We start from the raw sequence: 26,800 nt of genomic DNA, 5'->3' as shown, positions 1-26,800 counted from the left end.
CAGTCGGGGTTTTTTCATGCTTCAGCCAAGTCAGGCAACGCTGGTTTTGCGACTGGCCATTGCGGTGACGGCGTAGCCGATCACTGCGGCAAAGAACGAACCAGTAAGAATACCCATGCGGTCCATGCCGGCGTACTCGCTGCTACCCGGGGCGAAGGCGAGCGAGCCAACGAACAGGCTCATGGTGAAGCCAATGCCGCAGAGTATCGCTACCCCCAATATTTGCCCCCAACCAGCACCTGCCGGCAGTGCGGCCAGGCGTAGCTTGACCGCCACCCAGGTCAGGCCGAAAACCCCTACGGTTTTGCCTAGCAACAGGCCGACCGTGATGCCCATCGGCACCGGGTGGGTGAAGCTGTCTACAGTCATGTCTGCCAGCGAAACGCCGGCATTGGAGAAGGCGAAAAGTGGCAGGATGGCGTAGGCCACCCAAGGGTGCAGGGCGTGTTCCAGCGCCAGCAGAGGCGACGGTTCAGCATTGCGTGTACGCAGCGGAATGCACAAGGCCAGGGCGACACCGGCCAAGGTGGCATGCACGCCACTCTTGAGCACGCAGACCCACAGGATCAGGCCAACGATCATGTAGGGGCCGAGCTTGACCACGCCAAGCCGGTTCATCGCCACCAGCACCACCAGGCAGGCTGCAGCCAGCAGCAGCGACACACTCGACAGGGTGCCGGAGTAGAACAGGGCGATGACAATGATCGCACCCAGGTCGTCGATGATCGCCAGGGTCATCAGGAACAACTTCAGTGACACGGGGATGCGTTTGCCGAGCAGGGCCAGGACACCGAGGGCGAAGGCGATGTCGGTGGCGGTAGGGATTGCCCAGCCGGCCACGGCTGCAGGGTTGTCACGGTTGATGAACCAGTAGATCAGCGCTGGCACCACCATGCCGCCCACGGCAGCGGTGGCAGGCAGGATTACTTGTGAGGGCTTGGACAGGTGTCCGTCGACCACCTCGCGTTTGACCTCCAGGCCGATGAGCAGGAAGAACAGGGCCATCAGGCCGTCGTTGATCCATAGCAGCAATGGCTTGGCGATTTTAAGCGCGCCGACCTGAACGGCGACGGGTACGTCGAGCAAGCCGTTGTACAGGTAGGACAGCGGCGAGTTGTTGATGACCAGGGCCAGAACGGCGGCAGCGATCAGCAGCAGGCCGCTGGCAGCTTCGAGCTGGAAGAAACGGGTAAACAGGCTACGCACGGGCTGTAGGCTCTCCATGAGCAGTTTACGAAGGGTACGGGCGTACACCCTAGTTTGTGGAGATATGCTTTCAAACAAAAAGACATATTCGTTTTTGTTATATGTTGTTGCTGACAGGCCTGCGGCAAGCCTAGATGGATTTGGGGAAGGATGGGGGAGGGGAAGTCTGGAGTAGGTGCTGGAATAGTCTGATGCCGGACCCGGCCCTTTCGCGGGTAAACCCGCTCCTACAGGAAATCATTGTCCCGAGTAGAAGCGGGTTTACCCGCGACGAGGCCCTGTCAGTCGATAAAGAGTCAGAGGCCGAGCATATCCCGCGCCACCGCCTCGGCGATACGAATACCATCCACACCGGCTGACAGGATCCCGCCCGCATACCCGGCCCCTTCACCCGCCGGGAACAGCCCCTTGAGGTTCAGGCTCTGGTAATCCTCACCCCGGGTAATCCGCAGTGGCGACGAGGTACGCGTCTCGATCCCGGTCAACACCGCATCATGCAGGTTATAGCCCTTGATCTGCCGGTCGAACGCCGGCAGTGCCTCACGGATCGCCTCGATGGCGAAGTCCGGCAGGCTCGGTGCCAGGTCTCCCAAGGTCACACCTGGCTTGTAGGACGGCTCGACACTGCCCAGTGCGGTGGAGGGCCGGCCGGCGACAAAGTCACCCACCAGTTGCGCCGGTGCCTGGTAGTTGCTGCCGCCCATTACATAGGCGTGCGCTTCCAGGCGCTCCTGCAGTTCGATACCGGCCAACGGGCCACCTGGGTAGTCGCGCTCGGGGTCGATGCCGACGACGATGCCGGAGTTGGCGTTGCGCTCGTTACGCGAATACTGGCTCATGCCGTTGGTGACGACTCGGCCTGGCTCACTGGTAGCCGCGACCACGGTGCCACCCGGACACATGCAGAAGCTGTACACCGAGCGGCCATTTTTGGCGTGATACACCAGCTTGTAATCGGCAGCACCCAGTTTCGGGTGGCCGGCATACTTGCCCAGGCGTGCCTTGTCGATCAGCGTTTGCGGGTGCTCGATACGGAAGCCCACCGAGAACGGCTTGGCTTCCATGTAGACACCTTTGGCATGCAACATGCGGAAGGTGTCGCGGGCGCTGTGGCCCAGGGCCAATACCACATGGCGAGAGTGCAGCTGTTCGCCGCTCTCAAGCACTACACCGGTCAGTTGGCCATCTTCGATCAACAGGTCGGTGACTTTTTCCTGGAAGCGCACTTCGGCTCCCAGGGCGATCATGTCCTGGCGCATCTGTTCGACCATGCCGGTGAGGCGGAAGGTGCCGATGTGCGGCTTGTTGATGTACAGGATTTCGTCCGGCGCACCGGCCTTGACGAATTCTTCCAGCACTTTGCGGCCGTGGTGTTGCGGGTCCTTGATCTGGCTGTAGAGCTTGCCGTCGGAGAAGGTGCCAGCGCCGCCTTCACCGAACTGCACGTTGGACTCAGGGTTGAGCACGCTTTTACGCCACAGGCCCCAGGTGTCCTTGGTGCGCTGGCGCACTTCCTTGCCGCGTTCGAGGATGATCGGCTTGAAGCCCATCTGTGCCAGCAACAGGCCGGCAAAGATGCCGCACGGGCCGAAACCGACCACGATCGGGCGCTCCTGCAGGCCTGCCGGGGCCTGGCCGACGAACTTGTAGGTGACATCTGGCGCAGGGCCGATGTTGCGATCATCAGCGAACTTGCTGAGCAGCTCGGCCTCGTTGCTGGCTTCCAGGTCGATGGTGTAGATGAACAGCAGTTCGCTGTTCTTCTTGCGCGCATCGTAGCTGCGCTTGAACAGGTTGAAGCTGAGCAGTTGCTCGTCGCGGATGCCCAGGCGCTGGACGATGGCTTCGCGCAACGCTTCGTCAGGATGGTCCAGGGGCAGCTTCAGTTCGGTGATTCGTAGCATGGCAGGGTCCAGTATCCCGGCCATGGGCGGCCGGCGGCTTTACACAAACCGCCAAGTATAAGCTGTTCGCTGCCCCTACTGGCAGGATAAAAACGCCCGGTGATCAGTTGTCGCGTGCGCCGCCGTAGTAAGCACAGCCCTGCAAGGTCTTGCCGTCGATGCGCAGTTCGGCGCGCAGGTGGTGGATGGCGCCAGTGGCGATATCTGCACAGCGCTGCGGAGCGACCCACAGTTCCACGTGCTGGCCGTTGGCTTCGCTGGTCAGGGTCAAGCCGCCACCGGGTACTTCTTCTTCCAGGAACGGCAAGGGTAGGGGGGGCTGGCCGATTCGCTCGATGACCATGCCCTTGCCGCTGGCCTTGATGTCCCAGTCCGGTTCATGGCCGTTGGCGCGCAGGGTCAGCTGCTTGAAGTTGGGGTCGTCGCAAGCGCGGGTGGAGGGTTCCAGGCGGTACAGGCGGCTGACCTCCAGCTGGCCGTCGTTGTCGGCCTGCTTGGCGCCAGTGAGGCGACCGCGCACGTCGGCGAACAACTTGGCGTTGGCGTCCTTGGCCAGGTTGGCGGCCTCCGGCAGGATGCCGGTGCCGGCGACGTCATTGATCACGAAGCGGCGTGCTTCGCTGCAGGGCTTGAACAACAGGCGGCCGCCATTGGCGCTCAGTTCGCCCTGCATGCGCGTGGTGCCGATGTTCGGGTCACGGGGCTGCTCAGCCAGTAACTGACAGCCAGCGAACAGGGGCAGCAGGGCACTGAGCAGCAGGGTAGGGGTGAGGCGCATGGGGCGGGCTCCGGGGAATCTTTGCCAAAGAGCTGGCCACGATACACGTCCTGCAGGCAGAAAAAAGGGCCCGAAGGCCCTTTTTCATTCAACCCCCCAGGTACGCGTCGCGCACTTTCGGGTCGATCAACAGTGCTTCCCCCGTACCCTGCATCACCACCCGACCGTTCTCCAGCACATAAGCCCGGTCAGCGATCTTCAGTGCCTGGTTGGCATTCTGCTCCACCAGGAACACCGTCACGCCATCGCGGCGCAGCTGTTCGATGATGTCGAAGATCTGCTGGATGATGATCGGCGCCAGGCCCAGCGAAGGCTCGTCGAGCAGCAGCAGCTTGGGCTTGCTCATCAGCGCCCGGCCGATGGCCAGCATTTGCTGCTCGCCGCCGGACATGGTGCCGCCACGCTGCATGTAGCGCTCCTTCAGGCGCGGGAACAGTTGCAACACCTTGTCCAGTTGCTCCTGGTAGTCGCCCTTGTCGGTGAAGAAACCACCCATTGCCAGGTTTTCCTCGACGGTCAGGCGGGCAAACACACGGCGGCCTTCCGGCACAACGGCGATGCTTTTGCGCATGATGTGCGAGGACGGCTGGCCGACCAGTTCTTCACCCAGATACTTGATGCTGCCGCTGTGCGCCTGCGGCGAGCCGCACAGGGTCATGAGCAAGGTCGACTTGCCGGCACCGTTGGCGCCGATCAGGGTGACGATTTCGCCTTGGTTGATCTCCACGTTGACGCTGTGCAGCGCCTGGATCTTGCCATAGAAGGTGGAAACGTTTTCAAACTTCAGCATTTACGCTTCCCCCAGGTAGGCTTTGATCACATCAGGGTTATCGCGGATCTCTTCCGGTGTGCCGTGGGCCAGGGGGGTGCCCTGGTTGATGACCACAATATGGTCAGAGATGCTCATCACCAGCTTCATGTCGTGCTCGATCAGCAGTACGGTGACGCTGTGTGACTCACGCAGGTAGGCGATCAGGGCCTTGAGGTCTTCGGTTTCTTTCGGGTTCAGGCCTGCGGCAGGTTCGTCCAGCATGATGATACGTGGCTGGGTCATCATGCAGCGGGCAATTTCCAGGCGACGCTGCTGGCCGTAGGCAAGGGTGCCGGCGGTGCGGTTGGCGAACTCGGTAAGGTTGACCTTCTCCAGCCAGTACTGCGCACGCTCCAGGGCTTCCTTCTCGCTGCGGCGGAAACCCGGAGTCTTGAACAGGCCGGCGAAGAAGTTGGTGTTGAGGTGGCGGTGCTGGGCGATAAGCAGGTTTTCCAGCGCGGTCATTTCCTTGAACAGGCGCACGTTCTGGAAGGTTCGCACCACGCCCTTGCGGGCAATCTGGTGGCCGGCCAGGCCCTGGATCGGCTGGCCATCGAGCAGGATGGTGCCGCCGCTGGGCTTGTAAAAGCCGGTCAGGCAGTTGAACACGGTGGTCTTGCCGGCGCCGTTCGGGCCGATCAGCGCCACTACCTGTTTCTCCTTGACGGTCAGGCCCACGCCGTTGACCGCCAACAAGCCGCCAAAGCGCATGCTCAGGCCGCTGACTTGCAGAATTTCGCGGCTCATCGGGGCAGCTCCATCTGTGGACGTTGCATAGGCAGCAGGCCTTGCGGACGCCAGATCATCATCAACACCATCAACGCACCGAACATCAGCATCCGGTATTCGCTGAACTCACGCATCAGCTCAGGCAGCAGGATCATCACGATGGCCGCGAGAATCACGCCCAGTTGTGAGCCCATGCCGCCAAGCACGACGATGGCGAGGATGATCGCCGACTCGATGAAGGTGAACGACTCCGGCGTCACCAGGCCTTGGCGCGCGGCGAAGAAGCTGCCGGCAAAACCGGCGAAGCAGGCACCCAAGGTGAATGCCGAGAGCTTGATCACGGTCGGGTTCAGGCCCAGTGCACGGCAGGCGATCTCATCTTCACGCAGTGCTTCCCAGGCACGACCGATTGGCATACGCAGCAGGCGGTTGATCACGAACAACGCCAGCAAGGCCAGCAGCAGAGCCACCAGGTACAGGAAGATGACCTTGTTGATCGAGTTGTATGGCAGCCCGAAGTACTCGTGGAAAGTCTGCATGCCCTCGGCTGCACGGCGTTCGAAGGTCAGGCCGAAGAGCTCCGGCTTGGGGATGTTGCTGATGCCGTTGGGGCCGCCGGTCCAGTCGGTGAGGTTGCGCAGGAACAGGCGGATGATCTCGCCGAAGCCGAGTGTCACGATCGCCAGGTAGTCACCGCGCAGGCGCAGCACCGGGAAGCCGAGCAGGAAGCCGAATGTGGCTGCCATCAGGCCGGCAATCGGCAGGCACACCCAGAAGCTCCAGCCCAGGTAATGCGAAAGCATGGCGTAGCTGTAGGCCCCGACGGCATAGAAGCCCACGTAGCCGAGGTCGAGCAGGCCCGCCAGGCCGACCACGATGTTCAGGCCCAGGCCCAGCAACACGTAGATCAGGATCAGCGTGGCGATGTCGACCGCACCGCGAGAGCCGAAGAATGGCCATACCAGTGCCATCACGATCAACCCGATGATGACATAGCGCTGGGTCTTGGGCAGGGTGAGGTAGTTGCTGACTGCCGCGGGGATCAGCTTGCGATCCGAACGGCGGCCCATCACCGAACTCCACTGCTTGTCGAACAGCACTCGCAGGAACATCAGCACCGAACACACGGCGATGATGCTGATGGTGAACGAGCCCTGGCTGTGCACGACCAGGCTGATGCCGTCGATGCTCAGTTTCAGGCCCAGCACCGGGAAGGCCACGGCCCAGACCAGCAAGGCGCTGAAGAACGCCTGTTTGAGATTTTTGTTCATACTTTTTCAACCTCCGGGCGGCCCAGGATGCCGGTCGGCCGGAATAGCAGGACAAGAACCAACAAGCCGAATGCCACTACGTCCTTGTACTGGTCGCCGAAGATGTCGGCGCCAAACGCTTCGGCTACACCCAGCACCAGCCCACCGAGCATGGCGCCCGGAATACTGCCGATGCCCCCCAGCACCGCTGCGGTGAAGGCTTTCAGGCCCACCAGGAAACCGGCGTTGGGGTTGATCACCCCGTACTGCATGCTCAGCAGCACGGCCGCCACGGCAGCCAGGGCGGCCCCGATGACGAAGGTGAGGGCGATGATGTTGTTGGTGTTGATGCCCAGCAGGTTGGCCATCTTGATGTCCTCGGCACAGGCGCGGCAGGCGCGGCCCAGGCGGGAACGAGAGATGAACAGGGTGAGCAGTGTCATGGCCACCAGGGTGACGACGAACACCAGGATCTGCATGTAGCTGATCAGTACTTCTTCAGCACCGCCTGGCCCGAAGGAGAAACTCCCGGGGATCAGGTTGGGGATGGACTTGTCCTTGGAGTCCTGCGAAAGCAAGACGGTGTTTTGCAGGAAAATCGACATGCCGATGGCGGAAATCAGCGGGATCAGACGGTTGCTGTTGCGCAGGGGGCGGTAGGCAACCCGTTCGATGCTGTAGCCATAGGCACTGGTGACGAAGATCGTCGCGACGAAGGCGACGGTCATCAGGATCGGCAGCGAATGGATACCCATCATGGCCAGGCCCGCCAGGGCGATGAAGGCCACGTAGGAACCGATCATGTACACCTCGCCGTGGGCGAAGTTGATCATGCCAATGATGCCGTACACCATCGTGTAGCCGATGGCGATCAAGGCATAGGTGCTGCCGATGGTCAATCCATTAACCAGTTGTTGGAAGAAATGGTAGATCTCAGGCATTACAGCGCTCCTAAAAACCTGATTTGCATTTCGCTGGCAGGGGTACGGCCAGGAAACCGCGGGTGACGGTTTTAAGATTTTCAGGTGAGCCCGCCCCCGGATCGCGGGGAGGGGCCCATGAACCTCATAAAACGAAGCCCACTGCTCGCACAGTGGGCTCGTAGGTCAGCTATTAGTCACGCAGTTACTGAGGGGAAACTTCGGTCTTCGGCTTGCCGAAGTGCCATTCGTAGACCACGAACTTGAAGTCTTTCAGGTCGCCTTTATCGTCGAACGACAGGTCACCGGTAGGGGTCTTGAAGGTGCCTTCGTGGATGGCTTTGGCCACCTTGTCGGTATCTTCGGAACCGGCTTTCTTGATGCCTTGAGCGATCAGCTCGACAGCCGAGTAGGCGGGGAATACGAACGGGCCACTTGGGTCCTTGCCGTCAGCCTTGATGGCGTCGACGATCTTCTTGTTCTCCGGGTCAGCGTCGAACGACTTCGGCAGGGTGACCAGCAGGCCTTCGGAAGCGCCCTGGGCGATCTGCGAAATGGAGTCGTTACCCACACCTTCCGGACCCATGAACTTGGCTTTCAGGCCTTTCTCTTGAGCCTGACGCAGGATCAGACCCAGCTCTGGGTGGTAGCCGCCGTAGTAGACGAAGTCGACATTGTTCTGCTTGAGCTTCTGGATGATCGAGGAGAAGTCCTTGTCACCGGCATTCAGGCCTTCGAAGACGGCAACTTTGGTGCCTTTCTTCTCAAGGGTTTGCTTGACTGCGGTGGCGATGCCCTCACCGTACTGCTGCTTGTCGTGCAGAACGGCAACGACCTTCGGTTTGACGTGGTCGGCGATGTAGTTGCCGGCGGCCGGGCCCTGGGCGCTATCCAGACCGATGGTGCGGAAGATCAGCTGGTAACCACGGGCGGTGATTTCCGGGCTGGTGGCGGCGGGGGTGATCATGATCACGCCTTCGTCCTCGTAGATGTCGGACGCTGGCTGGGTGGAGCTGGAGCACAGGTGGCCGACCACGAACTTGACGCCGTCGTTGACCACTTTGTTGGCGACTGCCACGGCCTGTTTAGGGTCGCAGGCGTCGTCGTATTCCTTGGCTTCGAGCATCTTGCCATCCACGCCGCCCGCGGCGTTGATATCCTTGATGGCTTGCTTGGCGCCGATGAACTGCATGTCGCCGTACTGGGTGACAGGGCCGGTCTTAGGACCTGCGATCCCGATCTTGATGGTATCGGCGGCAAACGAATGGCTGGCTACCCCGGCCAGAACCATTGCGGCGAACAGCTTGGAAATCTTGATCATAGTGCTCCACTCATTCTGTTGTAATTCTTATAGTCCTGGCGGCCAGGGCTACAGACCGGGCGGGATTTGCGGCGTGGCCATGCCAACGCGCTAGCCCACCTTCCCCCGGAACATGTCCCGGAACTGTACCGGTACAGTGTAGAGCGCTGTTCGAGCGCTTGAAAAGCGGTCGAAAAGTGCGTCTTTCCTGCGTTGTCGCTTGATCGACAGAAAGATACAGAAAGGCGCCATCAAACTGCCTGCATCTGCGGCCCCGTCCCACAACTTCGGGGTCAATCGACCAAATTACATATTTGAAAACGGGTTTTTCTGCAAAAATGCCGGCCCTTTTTTATTGGCAGATTTTTGCGGATACCACCCATGACTGATCAAACAAGCACCCTCTATGCCAAATTGCTTGGCGAGACGGCAATCATCGAGTGGAAAGCGCTGGAGCGTTTTTGGGCCAAGGGTGACCTGATTTGGGTCGACCCCAGCCTTGACCTGATTGTCGTTGCCGAGGCGATGGCCGAGAATCGCAGCGAGATCTTCGCCAAGTGGCGTAGTGATGGCACCGTTGGGCCGCTGTCGGCCGAGCAGGCATTGGACCTGCAAAGCCGCGACCCAGAGATCTGGGCGGTGGTGGTTTCGCCGTTCATCGTGATTCAGGTGAAGTGCCAAGAAGAGGCGTGATCTTTTTTGGTGCGCAAAAATACGCACCAGCTCCGTTTTGGTGCTTGAAAGCAATCAAGGCGGGTAGAGGGAAGTAACAATTCGGCGTGGCGGTAACAGTTTACGGGATGCGTAATGTGGCCGCCGTTCTGTCAGGCGCCAACGGGATCCTAGCCAGCCTGGGAAATGTTCGAATCAGTCAGGAGTTTATCGATGAGCACTGCACTACCTTCGCTTGGATTCGCCGGCATCGGTCTGATGGGCCTGCCCATGTGCCTCCGCCTGCTGGCAGCGGGTTATCCGCTGACGGTATGGAATCGCAGCCCGGACAAGTGCGCCGCCCTGGTCGCTGCTGGTGCGCGCCTGGCCAGCAGCCCGGCCGAATTGTGCCGTGACAGCGACATGGTTCTACTTTGCCTGGCCGACACGGCGGTGGTGCGTGAGGTAGTGTTCGGCGAGCAAGGCATTGCCCAAGGCGGGCGTAGCGGCCAGTTGCTGATCGATTTCTCTAGCCTGGAGCCTACCGCCACCCGTGAAATGGCTGCCGAACTGGCAGCACTGAGCGGCATGGCCTGGCTGGATGCTCCAGTGTCTGGCGGTACACCTGGTGCCGAAGCTGGCACGCTGGCGATCATGGTTGGCGGTGAAGCGGCCGACTTGCAGCGTGCACGCCCGGTACTGCAGGTGCTTGGTCAGCGCGTGACGCATATGGGGACGGTAGGCGCTGGCCAGGTGACCAAGGCATGCAACCAGATGATCGTAGCGTGCAATGCCCTGGTAATTGCAGAAGTGGTGGCACTGGCCGAACAGTCGGGCGTGGATGCGACGCTGATCGCTGAAGCGCTGGCCGGTGGTTTTGCCGATTCCAAGCCATTGCAGATTCTTGCGCCGCAAATGGCCGAGAGCCGCTTTGAGCCTATCAAGTGGCACGTACGCACGCTGCTCAAGGACCTTGATGGCGCGGTCAAGTTTTCCCGCGAGCAAGGCTCGGCAACGCCACTCAGTGGCCTTGCCGCGCAACTGATGCGGCTGCACGGTAGCCAGGGTTACCTGCAAAAAGATCCGGCGACCCTGGTAGAGCTGTATCGCAACAAGGTGTGATCCGGCCGCTTTGGTACTGCAACCGCTCCAGCAGTGGCCGCAACTCGGCCAGCGGTACGGGGCGCCCCAACAGGTAGCCCTGCAGGTAGTCGCAACCATGGCTTTCGAGGAAAACCTGCTGTTCGGCAGTTTCCACGCCCTCGCTGACTACTTGCAGGTGCAGGGTATGCGCCATGGCGATGATTGCCTGGACAATTTCGCGGTCTTTCTGGCTGCCCGGTACATCCTGCAGGAAGGTGCGGTCGATCTTCAGCACATCCAGCGGCAGGCGCTTGAGGTAGGCCAGTGACGAGTAGCCGGTACCAAAATCATCGATCGAAAGTGCCACCCCCAAGGCCCGGACGCGTTTGAGCAGGCTGACCGTGCGCTGGATGTCGCCCACCAGGGCGTTCTCGGTCACTTCCAGTTCCAGGTGGCGCGGCGCAAGGCCGGCGCGGAACAGCACCTTTTCAACTTCGTTGGGCAGTTCGTCGTGGCTGAGGGTGACTGACGAGCAATTGACCGTGACCTTGATCTCGCCATGGCCGTGGCGCTGCAAGCGGGCCAAGTCGGCACAGGCGTGGCGCAGCACCCACAGGTCCAGGTCGATGATCAGGCCGTTGGCTTCGGCAATGCCGATAAAACGGTCGGGGCCGAGCATGCCGTGTTGAGGATGCTGCCAGCGTACCAGCGCCTCCAGTTTGGCCACTTGCCCACTGCGCAGGTCGAAGATCGGCTGGTAGTGCACACACAGCCCGCGCTCTTCGAGCAGGGCCAGGCGCAGCTCTTCTTCCAGTTGCAAGGCGATCGACGCGCGGGCCTTCAGGCTGTCATTGAAGAAGTTCAGGCTGTTGCGCCCGTTGTCCTTGGATTGGTAGAGGGCCAGGTCAGCATGCTTGAGCAGCTCTTCGGCTGTGCCGCCATCGTCCGGGTAGATACTTATACCAATGCTGGTGGTCATGACCATGCGCCGCCCGCCGAGGTCGATGGGTTCTTTCATCCGTTGCATGATGCGCTGGGCCAGGTGGCGGGCTTCGTCCCGGCTGTTCAGGCTGGTGACCACACAGAACTCGTCGCCACCAAAGCGCGCAACCAGGTCGTGGCTGCGGGTAGCAGCCTTGATGTGGTTGGCGATCACCTTGAGCAGCTCGTCACCGGCGTCGTGGCCGAGGCTGTCGTTGATGCGCTTGAAATGGTCGATATCGAGGAACATCACGGCCAGGCGGTTTGCGCTGGCCTGATGTTCGACAAGACGCTCGGCAAATACCTGGTTGAACCCACGGCGGTTGAGCAAGTTGGTCAGGGTATCGTAGTGCGCCGCCTGCTGCAGCGAAGCGCGGGCCTGGTCCAGTTGGTTGAGCAGTACGTTGACCCGGCGCAGGTCGTGCTCCTTGCTTTGCAACTTCTTGTCGGCCAGTGCGACGCTGATGCTGGCGCCACTGATCAGCAGGGTGATGAAGCCGATGCCCAGTGCCAGTTGCAGGCTGTTGTCGCCAGACGGTAGGCGCAGTGCGGTATCGGCAGGGATGACCAGGGTCATGGCCGACATCGCGGTGAAATGAGTGGCGACGATTCCGCCCGCCATCAGCAGGCTGGCGCCGTACTTCATGGCTTGGTACAGGGTGCCGCTGCCATTGCGCAAGTAGCGGGCCAGGTACAGCGCGGTCAGGGCGGTGAGCAGGGCGATGGCGGCAGAGGCAAGTAGCAAGCCGGTTTGATAGTACTGGCGGGCCCCCGTTTCCATTGCGGCCATGCCGACAAAATGCATGAGGATGATGCCCAGGCCGATCAGCGCTGCGCTTGGCACAAAGTGGTGCGCGCGCATCTTGCTGCGTTTCAGGCTGTACATGGCCAGCCAGGCCACGCCCAGTGCGATGAGCAGCGAAACAATAGTCAGGGATGCGTCGTAGTGCACTTCAACCGGGGCCCGAAAGGCCAGCATGCTGATGAAGTGCATGGCCCATATGCCGCCTGCCAGGCAGCAGGCTCCAAGCAGGTTCCATTGCCGGTGGGCGGTGGGGTCGTCGCTGTGGGACTGGCGCTCGGCCATGTCGAGGGTGGCGAAACAGGCCGTACAAGCAACGAAATAGGCGAGCAGAACCAGGAGCGGTTCATGACGGCAGTCGATGACGATGCGCCCGGTTGCGGGAAGATCGGCGAACAGTTGCAGCCCCAGCCATTCCATGGAATGCCTCTTGGTCGAGTCTTCACTCGTCTGCGCTACAACCCCGTGCAGACTGTCCAGAGGCAGTATAGGAAGGAGTATTTAAGCCTTCCTGACTAATGGCACAATGACTTCTACGATTTGGTTATTACGGTAATCGCAGTCAGGAATATTGCTTGCCTTATGGGCGCGGGCGTACCCGCGAGCATCCAGCACGGTGGATGTCACCGGCTTCGTCGGTGTTCGCGGGCCTGCCCGCCCCCTCAAGGGCAGCGGGCCTGATGTGTCTTAGCCAGCCACCAGCACGCGAATGGCTTCAAGGCGCAGGGCGGCTTTTTCCAGCATCGCCAGGCCATCTTCGCGCTGCTTGCGCAGGGCGTCGATTTCGCTGTCACGTACGCTCGGGTTGACCGCTTGCAACGCTACCAGGCGCGCCAACTCTTCGTCAGCTTCGGCTGCCAGGCGGCGCTGGGCTTCGGCTACGCGCTCAATGTGGGTGGGCAGAATCTTCTCTTCGCCGCCACTGATACGCTTGGCCAGCACATCGCGCTGGGCCTGGACGAACTTGTTGGCGCTGGCGCGCGGTACGCTCTCGAGCTGGTCATTGAGGGTTTCGAAGGCCACGCGTGACGCCAGGTCGTTGCCATTGGCATCGAGCAGGCAGCGCAGTGCCGCCGGCGGCAGGTAGCGGCCCAGTTGCAGGCTGCGGGGTGCCACCACCTCGCTGACGAACAGCAGTTCAAGCAGTACAGTGCCTGGTTTGAGCGCTTTATTCTTGATCAACGCCACGGCGGTGTTGCCCATCGAGCCTGACAGCACCAGATCCATGCCGCCCTGCACCATCGGGTGCTCCCAGGTGAGGAACTGCATGTCCTCGCGCGACAGCGCCTGGCCACGGTCGTAGGTGATGGTCACGCCTTCATCGTCGCCCAGCGGGAAGCTGGCATCGAGCATCTTCTCGCTCGGCTTGAGGATCAATGCGTTCTCGGAATGGTCTTCGCTGTCGATGCCGAAGGCGTCGAACAGGGTTTCCATGTAGATCGGCAGGGCGAACTGGTCGTCCTGTTCGAGAATGGCTTCGACCAGCGCCTGACCTTCGCCGGCGCCGCCGGAATTGAGCTCCAGCAGGCGGTCACGGCCAGTGTGCAGTTCGGCTTCCAGGCGCTCGCGCTCGCCGCGGGCGTCGGCCACCAGGGTATCCCAGGCCTTGTTTTCGCCGCCTTCGAGCAGCGGCAGCAGGCGTGGGCCAAACTGGTGCTGCAGGGCATTGCCGGTGGGACAGGTGTTGAGGAAGGCGTTGAGCCCTTCGTGGTACCACTGGAACAGGCGCTCTTGCGGGCTCTCCTGCAGGTACGGGATGTGCAACTGGATAGTGTGCTTTTGGCCGATCCGGTCAAGGCGGCCGATGCGCTGTTCGAGCAGATCTGGGTGCGCTGGCAGGTCGAACATCACCAAGTGATGGGCGAACTGGAAGTTGCGGCCTTCGCTGCCGATTTCCGAGCAGATCAGTACCTGGGCGCCGAACTCTTCATCGGCAAAGTAGGCAGCGGCGCGGTCGCGCTCAAGGATGCTCATGCCTTCATGGAACACCGAGGCCGGGATGCCGGAGCGCACGCGCAGGGCGTCTTCCAGGTCCATGGCGGTTTCGGCGTGGGCGCAGATCACCAGCACTTTGGTGCGCTTGAGCATCTTCAGGGTGTCGATCAGCCAGTCGACACGCGGGTCGAAACGCCACCAGCGCTCGTCATCCGCCACTTCACCCTGGGCCTGGAAGGCAACTTCCGGGTACAGCTCGGCGTGCTCGCCGGCTGGCAGGTCGCGGTACTGCTCGGGCGTGGCCAGCGGATAGGCATGCAGCTGGCGCTCGGGGAAGCCCTGAATCGCCGCACGGGTGTTACGGAACAGTACGCGGCCGGTGCCGTGGCGATCCAGCAACTCGCGAATCAGCCGCGCGCTGGCCTGGGTGTCGCCGTCGCTGACCGCAGCCAGCAGGGCTTCGCCTTCGGCACCCAGGAAGCCCTGGATGGTGGCGTGGGCCTTGGGCGACAGGCGGCCCTCGTCGAGCAGTTCCTGCACCGCCTCGGCTACCGGGCGGTAGTGCTCGCTCTCGGCGCGGAAAGCGGCCAGGTCGTGAAAGCGGTTGGGATCGAGCAGGCGCAGGCGGGCGAAGTGGCTGTCCTGGCCAAGCTGCTCGGGGGTGGCGGTGAGCAGCAGTACGCCCGGGATCACTTGGGCCAGTTGCTCGACCAGGCCGTATTCGGCGCTGACCTGGTCTTCGTGCCAGACCAGGTGGTGGGCTTCGTCGACTACCAGCAGGTCCCAGCCAGCGGCAAACAGCGCGTCCTGGGCCTTTTCGTCGTCGACCAGCCACTCCAGGGCAACCAACGCCAGCTGGGCGTCCTCGAACGGGTTGCTGGCGTCGCTTTCGATGAAGCGCTCGGCGTCGAACAGCGCCACTTGCAGATTGAAGCGCCGGCGCATTTCCACCAGCCACTGGTGCTGGAGGTTTTCCGGCACCAGGATCAGTACGCGGCTGGCGCGACCCGACAGCAACTGGCGGTGAATGACCAGGCCGGCTTCGATGGTTTTGCCCAGGCCCACTTCGTCGGCCAGCAGAACGCGCGGGGCGCTGCGGTCGGCGACTTCGCGGGCGATGTGCAGTTGGTGGGCGATGGGCTGTGCGCGGCAGCCGCCCAAGCCCCACAGTGCCGATTGCATCTGCTTGCTGGTGTGCTGCAGGGTGTTGTAGCGCAGGCTGAACCACGACAGTGGGTCTATCTGCCCGGCGAACAGACGGTCGCTGGCCAAGCGGAACTGAATGAAATTCGACAACTGGGTTTCGGGCAAGGTGCGAGGCTGGTTCTGCCCGTCCAGGCCGTGGTAGACCATCAGCCCGTCGATGTCCTCGACCTCGCGCACGGTCAGCTTCCAGCCCTCGAAGTGGGTGATCTGGTCACCTGGCGAGAAGCGCACGCGGGTCAGCGGCGCGTTGCGCAGGGAATACTGGCGGGTGTCGCCAGTGGCCGGGTAGAGCACGGTCAACAGGCGGCCATCCTGCGCCAGGATGGTACCCAGGCCGAGCTCTGCTTCGCTGTCGCTGATCCAGCGTTGCCCCGGTTGATACTGCTGCGCCATACTGCCTGAACTCCCGCGGTGAAAAAGCCGATTATGTTAACGGATCGGCCGGTCAGACCAAAGTGCCGATAGCACCGAAAGGTATCGAAAGGCACAGTCTAGTCGTTTCATCGCTCTGCACAGCGCCGCCGACGAGGGCTCCGGATCAACATGTCTGCCAAGCACCGCTGGATCAGCGCTTCGATGGTCGTGGGCAGCCTGGTGCTGCTGAGCGCCTGTGAACAGAAAAACTTTGAGACATTGCCCCCCATCCCGATGGAGCAGCTTGAGGTGCTGGGCGTGCAGACGCCGATAAAGAGTGTGCACTTTCGTGACGTTGACGGCGAAGGGCTGCTGGTTCTGAGCCGCAGCGATGGCCAAGCCAGCGACCTGGAGAGCGAACAGGAAGTGGACAGGGTTGTGCTCAAGGCCACCTTGTACGGGCGCACGGCCGAGAACGACACCTTCAAGGCGCGTTGGCAGATCGAGCAGGAAACCACCTGCCCGGGGCTGGACCTGGACGTGGACTTCTATAATGACGTCAGTGATGTCAGCGACCTGAACCAGAATGGCGTGGCCGAGGTAACGGTGGCCAGCCATGCATTCTGCGGCGGCGGTATCGACCCGCACGACATCGCCATCGAGATGCGTGAAGGGCAGGCCAGTTACACCATTACCGGCCAGTCGCTGATCACTCCGGCGGGAGAGGAACCGGTCGGTGGTGAGCGCGAGGACAGCGCTTCGCTGAAAGCCGCGCCGCAGGTATTGCGCGATCATATGGATGCAGTTTGGCAGCAGGTGTACAAGCGGCCATGGAGTGAGGCCAGCCCGCCAGGCGACGACGACCCTGGTGACGAAGCCGAGTAAATGTTGTCCATGACATCAAGGTAAAGCTGCGCCCGCCGATACAGGGGGCATAGGAGAACGTCCATGCTGCCGCCGATCATTCCGCTCAGTGCCGCCCCGGTCACCTCGCAACAGGACCCGGTCAAACCAACCCCTGACATCAAGCCGGTGGTGCCGGCGCAGCCTGCATCCGGCGAAAGTGCCATTGACCTCAAGCGCCAGCGCGACCCGCAAGAGCAGGTATTGTTGCTGCGCGATGAACAGCGCCGCCAACAGCAACGCCGGCATAAGGGCGAGCAGGAGCGCTACGATGCCGTCCCGGGTGACGAGGTCAATGCCGACAACACCGTGCCGGTAGCGCCATTGATGGGCGAGCATGTACGCCAAGGGCTGCTGGTGGACATTGAAGTCTGATAAGGGGCTGGTCAGCGCCTGCGCCTGGCTTCATCATGCAATTCTCTGTTGATCGTCGAGCCCACCCATGAGCCAAGACAACCTCATCGATTTCGATGCCGAACGTGCCAAGCGCGTCCACGACCTCAAGGAAAAGCGGCTGAACGAAATGCGCAATGCTTTCGAGCAGGCCTTGCCATTGAGTACCAGCAAGAAAAAGAAGCCCAAGGGCAAGCCGAAGAAGCGTTGAAACTTGACGCAGGTCAACCCTGCGCCCCCTTCGCGTGCCCGGCCCCGGGCGCCATTGACGCTGATCAATTTTTCGCGCCTCCACATTGGTTAACTTGCACCCATCGGACAACGGCAAACGAATGGGGAGGCCAGCATGTTCTTCGACAACGTGGTTATCGCCGGTGTGGTAACGGTCGGGTTGATGGTTGCCTTCTTTGCCGGTCTGGGCATTTTCATCTGGAAGGACTCGAACAAGCGCAAGCCGCGCTGACCTTCCGGGTACACGAGCACGCAAGGCATTTAGGGCGACTTCGGTCGCCCATTTTTTTGCCTGCATTTTTTATATTGCCCGAGCCGGCCCTTTTGTAGCGCCGGAGAATCTGCAATCGAACAAACATGATTAGCTAGCTAATTAATCGTTTCCGCTTTATCCTGCTCACCATTGTCTATCTTTTCAGTAAGACCATTCCCCGCAAGGTCCGCCTCGTGCCCATCACCTTTCAGGCCCTGTTCGCTCCCAGCAGCCTCGCCCTAAAGTTTGCCATCAAGACCCTGCTCGGTGGCGGCCTGGCGTTGTGGCTGGCGATGCGCTGGGGGCTGGAGCAACCCTCCTGGGCATTGATGACTGCTTTCATCGTCGCCCAGCCGCTATCGGGCATGGTGGTACAGAAAGGCCTGGCGCGGTTGGCCGGCACGTTGGTCGGCACAGTCATGTCGGTGCTGTTCATCGGCCTTTTCGCCCAGACCCCCGGCCTGTTCCTGCTTGCCTTGGCGCTGTGGCTGGCCCTGTGTACCGCCGCATCCACCCAGTTGCGCAGCGCCTGGGCCTATGCCTTCGTGCTGGCCGGCTACACCGCAGCGATCATCGCCCTGCCGGCCATCGACCACCCCCTGCAGGTATTCGACCAGGCCGTGGCTCGCTGTACCGAAATCTGCCTGGGTATTTTCTGCGCAACAGCAAGCAGTGCCTTGCTCTGGCCCATGCGGGTCGAGCAGCAACTGGGCGGGCAGGCGCGGCAGGCCTGGCAGAACGGCCTGCAGGCCGCCAGAGCCATGCTGGGTGGAGAGGACGAGGCGCGCAAAGGCCTGCTGGAAAGCCTGGGACGCATCGTCGCCATCGACAGCCAACGTGAACATGCCTGGTTCGAGGGCAATCGCGGGCGCCAACGTGCCCGTGCCATTCGTGGCCTTAGCCAGAAACTGATGGTGCTGCTGCGGATTTCCCGTTCGGTGCGCCGCCAGTGGCGGCAACTGGATGAGCGTGAGGTCGAGCACCTGACGCCCTGGTTGCAGGAAGTGCGCGCGCTGCTTGATCAACCCGACCAGCCCAACCTGTTGTTGTTGCGTCAGCGTATCTGGGATGCCGCACACGATGAGCAGATCAGTTCGGCGGAACACTTCTGCCTGGCGCGCATGGCCCTGCTGCTGGACTATGCCATGGCCGCCACCCAGGCACTTGAGGATGTGGAAGTGGGCAGGGCGCCCAAGGACGTGTCCCAGGGGCTGGCCGCGCACCGAGACTGGTCGCTGGCCTTGCTGTTCGGCTCGCGCAGCGCGCTGGCCTTTTTGGTGATGAGTGGTTTCTGGCTGGCCACGGCCTGGCCTTCGGCCCCGGGTGGTTTGATATTGACCTGCGTGGTCTGCAGCTTGTTCGCCAGTCGCGAGAACGGCGCACAGATCGGCCTGAGTTTCCTGCGCGGGATATTCCTGGCGGTACCGGCGGCGTTTGTGGTCGGGCAGATCATGCTGCCGCAATGGAGCAGTTTCGCCATGCTCTGCCTGGGCATGGGCGTGCCGCTGTTTCTAGGTGCACTGGGCATGGCCCATCCGCGTACCGGGGCTACGGCCACTTCCTATTGCCTGCACTTCATTGTGCTGGTGTCGCCGCTCAACGCCATGCAGTTCGGCGTGGCGACCATGCTGAACAGTGCACTGGCCATGCTGGTGGGTGTGTCGGCAGCGGTCATGGCCTTCCGCTTACTGGTGTTCCGCCACCCGGCCTGGCTGGGCCGGCGCTTGCGTGCAGCAACCCAGAGCGACCTTGTGCGCTTGACTCGGCGCGACCTGCGCGGGGCTGACAGCTGGTTTGGCGGGCGCATGGCTGACCGGCTGATGCAACTGGCGCGGCATGCCAGTGAATTACCGGAAGGCGAACGCAAACGCTGGGATGACGGCCTGCACGGGCTGGATATCGGCGACGAACTGGTGCACCTGCGCATGTGCCTGGCGGTCGCCCAGGCCCCTTTGGGGCCGGCCGAGCGCGAGTACCTTCAACAAGTGGAGGCAGTGTTGGCCAAAGGGCCGGCTGCCGGGCGTGGGCAGCGGCTGGATGCTGCCAGTGAGCAGTTCATTGCAGCGTTGCGTCGGCTGCCAGCCAGCGACCCGCTCCGGCTGGCCGAGGGGGCGGTGCTGCAATTGCAGAAGAGCTGGGGCAAATGGTGCCGCTGGCAGGAGGACACCCATGGGGTTGCGTGAGTGGGAAGTGGGCGGTGTGCTGCTCAGCCCGTTTCTGCTTTATGTCTTGTTGGCGCTGCTGCTCACCGGCCTGCTGCGCCTGGTGGTGCATGCCACGCCGTTGGGGCGCTGGATCTGGCATGAGGCGCTGTTCGACGCGGCGCTGTTCGTTTGTGTGTTGTTCCTGGTGGTACGTCTGCTGGGAACTTTATAAAGGAGTGTTTCGATGCGTGCGGCCGTACGTACTCTGGTGACCCTGTGTGTGGTGGCCCTGGCCGTGTTGGCCGGCTACCAGCTGTGGCAGTACTACATGCTCACCCCATGGACGCGCGATGCCCGTGTACGCGCTGATGTGGTAGTGATAGCGCCTGATGTGTCTGGCTGGGTGCGCGAACTCAAGGTCCATGACAACCAGCAGGTCAAGGCTGGCGACCTGTTGATGAGTATTGACCGCGAGCGCTTCCAGGCCGCGTTCGATCAGGCCAGCGCGGTGACCGAGACCCGCGCCCAGCAACTGCGCTTGCGCGAGCGTGAAGCAGCCCGGCGTACTGCCCTGGGGCCAGAGGCGATCAGTGCCGAGTTGCGTGAAAACGCCCAGATCAATGCTGCCATCGCCCGTGGCGAGTTGCATGAAGCCGAGGCGCAGTTGCAGGTGGCCAAGATCAACCTGGCGCGCAGTGAAGTGCGGGCCCCGCGCAGCGGGCATATCACCAATCTGCGTCTGGCCGAAGGCAACTATGTGAACACCGGGGAATCGGTGATGGCGCTGGTGGATGATTCGACGTTCTACATCCAGGCCTATTTCGAGGAAACCAAGCTGCCGCGCATTCGCGTTGGGGACACTGTGAAAGTGTGGCTGATGGGCGCGGGTGAACCGATGCAGGGGCACGTGGAAAGCATCAGCCGCGGCATCACCGACCGCAACAGCAATCCGGACAGCCAGTTGCTGCCGGAGGTAGAGCCGACTTTCAACTGGGTGCGACTGGCCCAGCGCATACCGGTGAGGATTCGCCTGGACCAGGTGCCGGAAGGGCTGACCTTGAGTGCGGGGATGACGGCGAGTGTGCAGGTGCATGAGGACCGCGACCCACAGTGATGGTGCTGCCTCAATATACAGAAATGAAACTATCGAAGCGGTACAGCCTGGTCGTGTGCTGAAGGCAGTACCGCTTGAGTTTGCCGACGACGTTGGGCAAACACGAAAAACTTGGCGAACGCCCCGTCAGTTGCGCTAGGCTGCCGCTGTGAGTTGCCCGACAGAGGCAACCCTTCTCCCGCCAGGCGTGCGTATCTTCCGATTTCATTGCGAGGTTACGTGATGGCCATCACTTCCCAGGATATCTGCAACGCTGCCGATCAGCTAAAGGGCTTTGTCGGTTTTCACGGCAAGCGCGGTGTTCATATCGTGCGTTTCTCCGAGGACGCGTTCGGCATGGACGTGGCCGACGCCAGTATCACCCCCTGTAGCGAGTTTGTCTGGCGCCCTGAAGGAGGACAGCGCATGGCGCTGTGCCGCGAACGGCTTTCGCTGTTGCTGGATCAGCATGTGGATGAACGCTTGAACATTGGTGAACCGCTGCGCGCCTACCTACGCCGGTGTGATCTGTCCGAGATCGTGGCGCAGCGCAGCCTGCAGCAGCACACCCGATCTGTGTCGGAGTAGCACAAGGCTGCTTCTGCTAGGGCTGTGCTGTGCTTTGGGATGTTTGGTGCAACAACGCCGCCAACCCTGCGCTGTCCAGGGGCCTGCTCAGGTAATAGCCTTGCACTTCCTGGCAGCGGTCCTTTTCCAGCGCCTTGAGTTGGTGTTCGCTTTCCACGCCTTCGGCTGTCACTGTCAGCCCCATCGCCTCGCCCAGGTTGATGATGGCCTGGACCACAGCGCGGTCGCTGCCGCCGTTGTTGTTCAGGCCGCTGATGAAGCGCTTGTCGATCTTGATGCTGTCGAACGGGTAGGTACGCAGGTAGCCCAGCGACGAATAGCCGGTGCCGAAATCATCCATGTTCAGGCGCACACCGAGCTCCTTGAGCGACAGCATGGTGCCTAGCGCGCCCTCGATGTCGTTGAGCATTACGTTCTCGGTAATTTCCAGTTCCAACCGCTGGGCGGGGAAGGCCGTGTCGAGCAAAGTTTCGCGTACGTCGGCTACCACATCGCTGCGCAAGAACTGCGCAGGCGACAGGTTGACCGAAACCAGCACGTCGGCCGGCCAGTCATGGGCAGTGCGGCAAGCTTCGCGCAGTACCCAGCGGCCCAGCGCAACAATGATGTCGCTTTGCTCGGCCAACGGGATGAAGGTGTCCGGCCCCAGCAACCCTTCCTGTGGATGCCTCCAGCGCACCAAGGCCTCGACCGCGACGATACGCAGGTCGTCGAGGCGATAGCGCGGCTGGTAATGCAACTCGAACTCCTCATTGCGCAGGGCCCGGCGCAGGTCGTTCTCCAACTGGCGACGGTACTGGATCTGCTGGTTCATTTCGGCAACGAAGTAGCGCCATGTGTTCTTTCCATCGGCCTTGGCCTGGTAAAGGGCGATGTCGGCGCAGCGGATCAGCTCGCCCGCATCGAAGCCCTGGTTACGCGTCTGGGCAATGCCAATGCTGGCACCAATGTGCAGAGGCTGGCTGTCGAAGACAATGGGTTGCTGCAGCAGGCCGATCAGGCGCGCACAGAAGCGGTCGATCTCGCTGCTGTTGTCCATGCCGTTGAGTACCAGGATGAACTCGTCGCCGCCCAGACGCGCGACCAGGTCGCCATCGCGGGTGGTGTCACGCAGGCGCGTTGCCACTTCTTGCAGCACGGCATCTCCTGCAGCATGACCGAGCGAGTCGTTGATCGGCTTGAAGTTATCCAGGTCCAGCAGCAACAAGGTCAGCGGCGGCGAATCATTGCCGCGCAGCAAGGCCTGCTCCAGGTGCCTGGCGAGCTTGTTGCGGTTGGCCAGCCCGGTCAGAGGGTCGTGCAGCGAAAGGTGCTGGATGCGCGCGTGGGCGTCGACTTCGTCGGTGATGTCGCTGGCGGTACCCCGAAAACCGATGGCCTTGCCATTGCGCCAGATAGCGCGGGCGGATACCCGGCAGTAGCGGTTCTGGCCATTCTGGTCGCGGTAAGTGCAGCGCAGGTTGGCCAATTGCTGCGGGTCTGCGGTAGCCAGGGCGTCCAGCCAAGGTGACAGCGGCGTGGTATCGCAGGCCAGCAATTGGTTGAGCGGGTGGCCCAGCCAGCCGTCTACCGGGTAGCCGGTGACGTTGGTGAAGCGTTGCGACAGGTAAGTCAGGCGTTGTTGCCGGTCGGTTTCCCAGATCCAGTCGGACGCCGACTCGGCCACCGCGCGGAAACGCTGCTCGCTGGCCTCCAGGGCCTGGTTACTCTGTTGCAGATGCACGAGCGTGAGGCCGATCGCTCGGGAACTGCGCAAGGCATGGCGAAACAGGTACAGCATCACCAGTCCAAGTATCAGCAGTGCGCCCAATAGTGTTGGCAACACTGCCCACAACAGTTGACGCCCCGGCAGCGGGCTGTTCCAGGTCAGATGGTAGCCAGTGTCGCCCAGCTCTATACGCAGGTGGCTGTGATCCTGCATATCTTCCTTTTCCACGTGCATGCCGGTCAGGCCAGCGCCGTTGCCCAACTGCGCCAGTTTGCTTTCTGTGAGCTGATCAATGAACAGCATTACCGGCGCCTGGCTCACCTCGCTGTCGGTTACGTCCCGGTCCGGGCGCACAGCTGCTGCACTGAGTGCCGCCGGCCAGCCATTGAACAATACGAAACGGGTGACCTGCTCGCGTGAAGTTGCCGCTGCGCGGGCCTGTTCTATGATCGGCTGTAGGGGGGTATCTATATAGGTGTTGGCACCTGCCTGGCTGGGCTGGCCTTTGAACAAGGCATAGGTGGTGCGGCCATTTTCCACTACGAACACCCCTTCGTAGCCGCTGGCGCTGTACAGCGACTCGCCTACGTTCTTTTCCTCGTAGGCCCATTGCCAGTCGGCTTGGCCCGCCAGGTGCTCGAAGGCTGCATCCCATACGGCATAGCTGGACAGAAACTGGCGCGAGGCGAGCAGCCGTTGTTCCAGCGCCTGGTTCGCATGGAAGGCGCTACGCTGGCGCTCCTGCTGGTCGAGCGTGGTAGCGATATTGAACAGAGCGCCGAGAATGACCAGGCAAGCCAGGCCGAACACTGCGCTGAAACCGGCAATGAGGTGGCGCACCTGAAAGCGCGGTGTGGGGCTAGCGGGTGGAAGCTTGGCGATCCTGGCCATGCGCGAGCGCCTCCTTCAGGCAACCTCCCGCCAGGCAGTCAGGAAGGAGGTTCAATCAGGATAGGCCAGCCTGAGCGCGGCAGCTTGACCGCAGGCAAAATTGACCTGATCGCGGCCAGCGTGCTTGGCAATGTAAAGTGCTTTGTCCGCCTGTTGGAGCCAATGCTCGGGGGACTCGAGGTCGGCCTCGAAGGGTGACAGGCCGATACTCAGGCTGATGCGCAGGTGCGGTAGTTGCGGGTTACGGTAGCTGGAAACCCGTTCTCGCAGACGCTCCATGGCTTGGCAGGCCTGAGCTTCGCTGGTTTCGGGCAGGATCACACAGAATTCGTCGCCGCCGTAACGCCCGGCCTGGTCGCCCTCGCGCAGGCTTCGCCGCAGCTCAGCGCTGAGCTGGCGAAGTACACAGTCGCCGACCACATGGCCAAAGGTGTCGTTGATGGTCTTGAAGTGATCGATGTCGATCAGGGCAATCACCGCGTGCCCCTGTTGCTGCTTGCAAACCTGGAACTTCAGCAGCAGCAGGTCCTTCCAGGCGCCGTGGTTGAACAGCCCGGTCAGGCTGTCGGTGAGGCTCAGGACGCTCAGCCGTCGCTTGTGGTCGCCCAGCTTGATTGCAAGCTGATAGCACACCCAGCCCAAGGTCAGCGGGTACAGCGTCAGCATTGGCAGGCACGCATAGACCTGCAGGGGCGTGACGCTCAATTGCAAGCCAGGGCCAAGTAGCAGGAGGGCGACGAGTATGCCAGCCAGTTGCGCAAGCACCCCGCGGAACACCATGCGCTTGCCGCCGGCGGCGACGTTGTTCATCGTCATCATCGACAGCACGGTCACGCTGGGCAGCGGATTGAAGTGCATGGCGGCGGCCCAGAAACCGCCCATCAGCGAGTCCAGCAGGAGGTTGCGCTGCTCTGCCTGGTAGGGCGCTGTCGAGCGGGCAGCCCACAGGTAGGCCACGTGCGGCCACAACAAACCGTTGAACAGTACCAGCAGCCACGTCCAGGTGGGTGGCGACAGCGGTGCAATGGCCGCCATGACAGTGAACAGGCCGATTCCCAGGCCGATGACACGCGGCAGGTAGATGCGCTTGACGAATGAAAGCCCTTTGCCGTTGCGGTTGTCCATAATGCTCGTCTTCTTCTACCGATGTACCGTTCATCGCATAGTTCCCTTGAATATTGTTGAACAGGGCTTCATCGGCGAGAAATGACCTTGTAAGCCAATTCACGGTTGATTCGATCACTGTGGGGTTACATCAAGGCTTTCCTGTTGCGTGCGGGCACCTCATGGTTCCTTGTGATGTTGGCCAGCCAGGCTCAGGAACGACCGAGTACGCCGCAGATGGGGGGCGGGTCAGGCTGGGCATCACCGGATGGCGTGCAGAACGGGGCGGCCCGGCCCGTGAGTCCGCTGTGCCAGGGGCAGGGGCGAACCGTAGCGGTGCGCTGAGGATCATTTGTGCTCGTCCGAACTGCGCGGGGGCTGGGTCTCGTCCTCGTTTAGAAGCCGCGAGGGTGGTTTGCCACTGTCACTGCGCACTTGTGCATGGCTGATCAGGGCGAAGATGAAACTGCCGCCTATGATGTTGCCCGCCAGCGTCGGCAGTGCAAATTCCAGCCAGAAGCGGCTCCAGGTTTCGTCGCCCGCCCACACCAGGTAGGACACTTCGACTGACCCCACCACTATATGAGTGAAATCGCCAAGGGCCATCAGGTAGGTGATCATCAGAATGATCCAGATCTTGGCGTGCTCCATGGAGGGGATCATCCATACCATGGTGGCAATCATCCAACCTGAGACGATGCCCTTGGCGAACATCTGGCTGATGTCGTTCCTCATTACCTTGCGGCCGACCTCCAGGAAAGCCACATCGGTCTTGCTGTCGAAGATCGGCAGTTCCAGCATCACCCAGGCTACCAGCAGGGTACCTGCCAGGTTGCCAAGCAGCACCACGCCCCAGAGACGTAGCAGTCGCCCGAAGTTGGCCAGCGTAGGGGAGGTCATGACGGGCAGCACGGCGGTGAGCGTATTTTCGGTGAACAGTTGCTGGCGGGCCAGGATCACGGCAAGAAAGCCCGCGCTATAGCCGACGCTGGCGAGCACGTGGGCACCATCGCCTTCCGGCAGGCGGGCGTAGAATAGCCCCATGGCCATCAACGACAACCCCATGGACAGGCCGGCGGCAAGTGCCGACCACCACAACGCGCCAAGTGTACGTTCCAGCTCCTGGTCGCCCTGGTAGCGAATGATCTCGTGCAGCAGTGCCGCCCGCGGCGGTTGGCTGTGGCTGACCTCCTGCTCTTCATCTGCAGAGAGTCCGGGAGTTTTCTCGCTTTGCCCATTGCTCATGGCCGCTACGCTCCGTGGTGTGTTTCTTTACAGATCCACTGCGCTTTCATTAGTTGCCAGGTAGGGGCAAAACGTTGATGGAAAAGTTTTTCAGAACAAGGTGTTGACTCTGATTTCAAAGGGCGTATTATTCGCCTCCTCGCAGCGATGAACGCTTCGGGGCAAGCGGTAAGTTGTTGAAGTTGTTAGCTTTCGAAAGAAAGCGGTAGTAAAAAACTTCAAAATAAACGCTTGACAGGCTCTGAGGAAAGCGTAGAATGCGCGCCTCGGTTGAGACGAAAAGCTCTTAACCAAACGCTCTTTAACAAATCGAATCAAGCAATTCGTGTGGGTGCTT

The 26,800-nt window shown here is 61.5% G+C and carries 23 protein-coding genes; 10 read left to right on the top strand and 13 right to left on the bottom strand.

The features are described from left to right. Positions 1-30: 30 nt before the first annotated feature. The 8 genes from nhaA to INQ47_RS11770 form a co-directional block, all read right to left on the bottom strand. Complete coding sequence (nhaA, locus tag INQ47_RS11805) at positions 31-1,224, bottom strand: Na+/H+ antiporter NhaA (RefSeq protein ID WP_404701736.1); 1,194 nt, start codon at positions 1,222-1,224, stop codon at positions 31-33. A 278-nt stretch (positions 1,225-1,502) separates the two neighbouring features. Then, the gene (locus INQ47_RS11800) at positions 1,503-3,110 is read right to left on the bottom strand and encodes an NAD(P)/FAD-dependent oxidoreductase (protein ID WP_019750617.1); all 1,608 of its coding nucleotides are present in this window, start codon (positions 3,108-3,110) and stop codon (positions 1,503-1,505) included. A 103-nt stretch (positions 3,111-3,213) separates the two neighbouring features. Then, a complete protein-coding gene (locus INQ47_RS11795) occupies positions 3,214-3,888 on the bottom strand; it encodes a COG3650 family protein (protein ID WP_084850151.1) in 675 nt (224 codons plus the stop codon). Between the two features lie 88 nt (positions 3,889-3,976). After that, positions 3,977-4,678 carry an ABC transporter ATP-binding protein gene (locus tag INQ47_RS11790; protein WP_404701735.1) on the bottom strand — a complete coding sequence of 234 codons (702 nt, stop codon included), beginning with the start codon at positions 4,676-4,678 and terminating at the stop codon, positions 3,977-3,979. Then, on the bottom strand, positions 4,679-5,446 hold the full coding sequence (gene livG / locus INQ47_RS11785; RefSeq protein WP_021785842.1) for a high-affinity branched-chain amino acid ABC transporter ATP-binding protein LivG: 768 nt from the start codon (positions 5,444-5,446) through the stop codon (positions 4,679-4,681). After that, the gene (locus INQ47_RS11780; protein WP_404701734.1) at positions 5,443-6,699 is read right to left on the bottom strand and encodes a high-affinity branched-chain amino acid ABC transporter permease LivM; all 1,257 of its coding nucleotides are present in this window, start codon (positions 6,697-6,699) and stop codon (positions 5,443-5,445) included. Before INQ47_RS11780 ends, livG begins: the two co-directional genes overlap by 4 nt. After that, positions 6,696-7,619 carry a high-affinity branched-chain amino acid ABC transporter permease LivH gene (gene livH, locus INQ47_RS11775; RefSeq protein WP_008097482.1) on the bottom strand — a complete coding sequence of 308 codons (924 nt, stop codon included), beginning with the start codon at positions 7,617-7,619 and terminating at the stop codon, positions 6,696-6,698. Before livH ends, INQ47_RS11780 begins: the two co-directional genes overlap by 4 nt. Before the next feature lie 184 nt (positions 7,620-7,803). Further along, positions 7,804-8,919 carry a branched-chain amino acid ABC transporter substrate-binding protein gene (locus INQ47_RS11770; RefSeq protein WP_021785844.1) on the bottom strand — a complete coding sequence of 372 codons (1,116 nt, stop codon included), beginning with the start codon at positions 8,917-8,919 and terminating at the stop codon, positions 7,804-7,806. A gap of 360 nt (positions 8,920-9,279) precedes the next feature. On the opposite strand from INQ47_RS11770, the gene INQ47_RS11765 reads away from it, so the two are divergent. Together INQ47_RS11765 and INQ47_RS11760 are read left to right on the top strand one after the other, a co-directional pair. Then, positions 9,280-9,591 carry a DUF2288 domain-containing protein gene (locus INQ47_RS11765; RefSeq protein WP_252459603.1) on the top strand — a complete coding sequence of 104 codons (312 nt, stop codon included), beginning with the start codon at positions 9,280-9,282 and terminating at the stop codon, positions 9,589-9,591. 192 nt (positions 9,592-9,783) lie between these two features. Further along, complete coding sequence (locus INQ47_RS11760) at positions 9,784-10,671, top strand: NAD(P)-dependent oxidoreductase (RefSeq protein WP_404701733.1); 888 nt, start codon at positions 9,784-9,786, stop codon at positions 10,669-10,671. Here INQ47_RS11760 and INQ47_RS11755 read toward each other — a convergent pair. Next, positions 10,571-12,835: a putative bifunctional diguanylate cyclase/phosphodiesterase gene (locus tag INQ47_RS11755; protein WP_404701732.1), complete on the bottom strand. Its 2,265-nt coding sequence runs from the start codon at positions 12,833-12,835 to the stop codon at positions 10,571-10,573. The genes INQ47_RS11760 and INQ47_RS11755 overlap by 101 nt on opposite strands. Positions 12,836-13,102: 267 nt before the next feature. Further along, on the bottom strand, positions 13,103-15,949 hold the full coding sequence (gene rapA / locus INQ47_RS11750) for an RNA polymerase-associated protein RapA (protein ID WP_404701731.1): 2,847 nt from the start codon (positions 15,947-15,949) through the stop codon (positions 13,103-13,105). Between the two features lie 150 nt (positions 15,950-16,099). Here rapA and INQ47_RS11745 point away from each other — a divergent pair, with 150 nt between their 5' ends. The 8 genes from INQ47_RS11745 (at position 16,100) to INQ47_RS11710 (ending at position 21,515) form a co-directional block, all read left to right on the top strand. Further along, the gene (locus tag INQ47_RS11745; RefSeq protein WP_404701730.1) at positions 16,100-16,795 is read left to right on the top strand and encodes a M949_RS01915 family surface polysaccharide biosynthesis protein; all 696 of its coding nucleotides are present in this window, start codon (positions 16,100-16,102) and stop codon (positions 16,793-16,795) included. A 63-nt stretch (positions 16,796-16,858) separates the two neighbouring features. Further along, on the top strand, positions 16,859-17,188 hold the full coding sequence (locus INQ47_RS11740) for an aspartate-semialdehyde dehydrogenase (RefSeq protein ID WP_252459608.1): 330 nt from the start codon (positions 16,859-16,861) through the stop codon (positions 17,186-17,188). A 67-nt stretch (positions 17,189-17,255) separates the two neighbouring features. Then, entirely contained in the window at positions 17,256-17,417 is a 162-nt protein-coding gene (locus INQ47_RS11735; RefSeq protein WP_003254864.1) for a hypothetical protein, read from the top strand. A gap of 135 nt (positions 17,418-17,552) precedes the next feature. Beyond that, complete coding sequence (ccoM, locus tag INQ47_RS11730) at positions 17,553-17,669, top strand: cytochrome c oxidase subunit CcoM (protein WP_003254862.1); 117 nt, start codon at positions 17,553-17,555, stop codon at positions 17,667-17,669. Between the two features lie 215 nt (positions 17,670-17,884). Further along, positions 17,885-19,873, top strand: coding sequence for an FUSC family protein (locus tag INQ47_RS11725; protein WP_404701729.1), 1,989 nt, complete (start codon positions 17,885-17,887; stop codon positions 19,871-19,873). Then, a complete protein-coding gene (locus tag INQ47_RS11720; RefSeq protein WP_012051433.1) occupies positions 19,860-20,066 on the top strand; it encodes a DUF1656 domain-containing protein in 207 nt (68 codons plus the stop codon). The genes INQ47_RS11725 and INQ47_RS11720 overlap by 14 nt, the downstream gene beginning before the upstream one ends. A gap of 12 nt (positions 20,067-20,078) precedes the next feature. Then, positions 20,079-20,948, top strand: a complete 870-nt coding sequence (locus INQ47_RS11715) for an HlyD family secretion protein (protein WP_021785853.1) — start codon at positions 20,079-20,081, stop codon at positions 20,946-20,948. 222 nt (positions 20,949-21,170) lie between these two features. Further along, entirely contained in the window at positions 21,171-21,515 is a 345-nt protein-coding gene (locus INQ47_RS11710; protein ID WP_252459610.1) for a DUF2025 family protein, read from the top strand. 16 nt (positions 21,516-21,531) lie between these two features. Here INQ47_RS11710 and INQ47_RS11705 read toward each other — a convergent pair whose 3' ends face one another. The 3 genes from INQ47_RS11705 to INQ47_RS11695 all read right to left on the bottom strand — a co-directional run bounded on the left by INQ47_RS11705 (position 21,532) and on the right by INQ47_RS11695 (position 26,463). After that, on the bottom strand, positions 21,532-24,114 hold the full coding sequence (locus INQ47_RS11705; RefSeq protein WP_404701728.1) for an EAL domain-containing protein: 2,583 nt from the start codon (positions 24,112-24,114) through the stop codon (positions 21,532-21,534). Between the two features lie 51 nt (positions 24,115-24,165). Further along, positions 24,166-25,239, bottom strand: a complete 1,074-nt coding sequence (locus INQ47_RS11700) for a diguanylate cyclase (RefSeq protein ID WP_404701727.1) — start codon at positions 25,237-25,239, stop codon at positions 24,166-24,168. Positions 25,240-25,566: 327 nt separating this feature from the next. Next, positions 25,567-26,463 carry a formate/nitrite transporter family protein gene (locus INQ47_RS11695; RefSeq protein ID WP_404701726.1) on the bottom strand — a complete coding sequence of 299 codons (897 nt, stop codon included), beginning with the start codon at positions 26,461-26,463 and terminating at the stop codon, positions 25,567-25,569. Positions 26,464-26,800: the final 337 nt, after the last annotated feature.

Origin of the sequence: Pseudomonas sp. 3HC3, assembly GCF_044904505.1 — a bacterium.
Lineage (GTDB): Bacteria > Pseudomonadota > Gammaproteobacteria > Pseudomonadales > Pseudomonadaceae > Aquipseudomonas > Aquipseudomonas putida_Y.
This window is presented reverse-complemented; position numbering and strand designations above follow the sequence as displayed.